Raw genomic sequence first — 1,227 nt, forward strand, 5'->3', positions numbered from 1 at the left:
GGTATCAATCCGCAGCTTCGGTGGTGTATTTAGCCCCGGTACATTTTCGGCGCAGAGTCACTCGACTAGTGAGCTATTACGCACTCTTTAAATGGTGGCTGCTTCTAAGCCAACATCCTAGTTGTCTAAGCAACTCCACATCCTTTTCCACTTAATACACACTTTGGGACCTTAGCTGGCGGTCTGGGCTGTTTCCCTTTTGACTACGGATCTTATCACTCGCAGTCTGACTCCTAAGGATAAGTCATTGGCATTCGGAGTTTGACTGAATTCGGTAATCCGATGAGGACCCCTAGTCCAATCAGTGCTCTACCTCCAAGACTCTTACACTTAAGGCTAGCCCTAAAGCTATTTCGGGGAGAACCAGCTATCTCCAGGTTCGATTGGAATTTCTCCGCTACCCACACCTCATCCCCGCACTTTTCAACGTGCGTGGGTTCGGGCCTCCATTCAGTGTTACCTGAACTTCACCCTGGACATGGGTAGATCACCTGGTTTCGGGTCTACGACCACGTACTAAACGCCCTATTCAGACTCGCTTTCGCTGCGGCTCCGCCTCTTCAGCTTAACCTCGCACGGGATCGTAACTCGCCGGTTCATTCTACAAAAGGCACGCCATCACCCGTTAACGGGCTCTGACTATTTGTAGGCACACGGTTTCAGGATCTCTTTCACTCCCCTTCCGGGGTGCTTTTCACCTTTCCCTCACGGTACTGGTTCACTATCGATCACTAGGGAGTATTTAGCCTTGGGAGATGGTCCTCCCAGATTCCGACGGAATTTCACGTGTTCCGCCGTACTCAGGATACATTCAAGAGAGAACGAAGTTTCGACTACGGGGTTGTTACCCTCTACGACGGACCTTTCCAGGTCGCTTCGTCTACCTCGTTCCTTTGTAACTCCGTATAGAATGTCCTACAACCCCAAGAGGCAAGCCTCTTGGTTTGGGCTATGTTCCGTTTCGCTCGCCGCTACTCAGGAAATCGCATTTGCTTTCTCTTCCTCCAGGTACTTAGATGTTTCAGTTCCCTGGGTCTGTCTTCCTTACCCTATGTATTCAGATAAGGATACCATACCATTACGTATGGTGGGTTTCCCCATTCGGAAATCTTCGGATCAAAGCTTACTTACAGCTCCCCGAAGCATATCGGCGTTAGTCCCGTCCTTCATCGACTCCTAGTGTCAAGGCATCCACCGTGCGCCCTTTCTAACTTAACCAAACTAAAA

Annotated in this window: 1 rRNA gene; it reads right to left on the reverse strand. The window is 50.0% G+C overall.

Annotated elements, in window-relative coordinates:
• Positions 1-1,218: ribosomal RNA gene (locus ACS2CR_RS34170) — 23S ribosomal RNA — on the reverse strand; the annotation flags it as partial.
• Positions 1,219-1,227: the final 9 nt, after the last annotated feature.

Source organism: Bacillus cereus group sp. BceL291, from assembly GCF_051776705.1.
GTDB classification, from domain to species: domain Bacteria; phylum Bacillota; class Bacilli; order Bacillales; family Bacillaceae_G; genus Bacillus_A; species Bacillus_A cereus.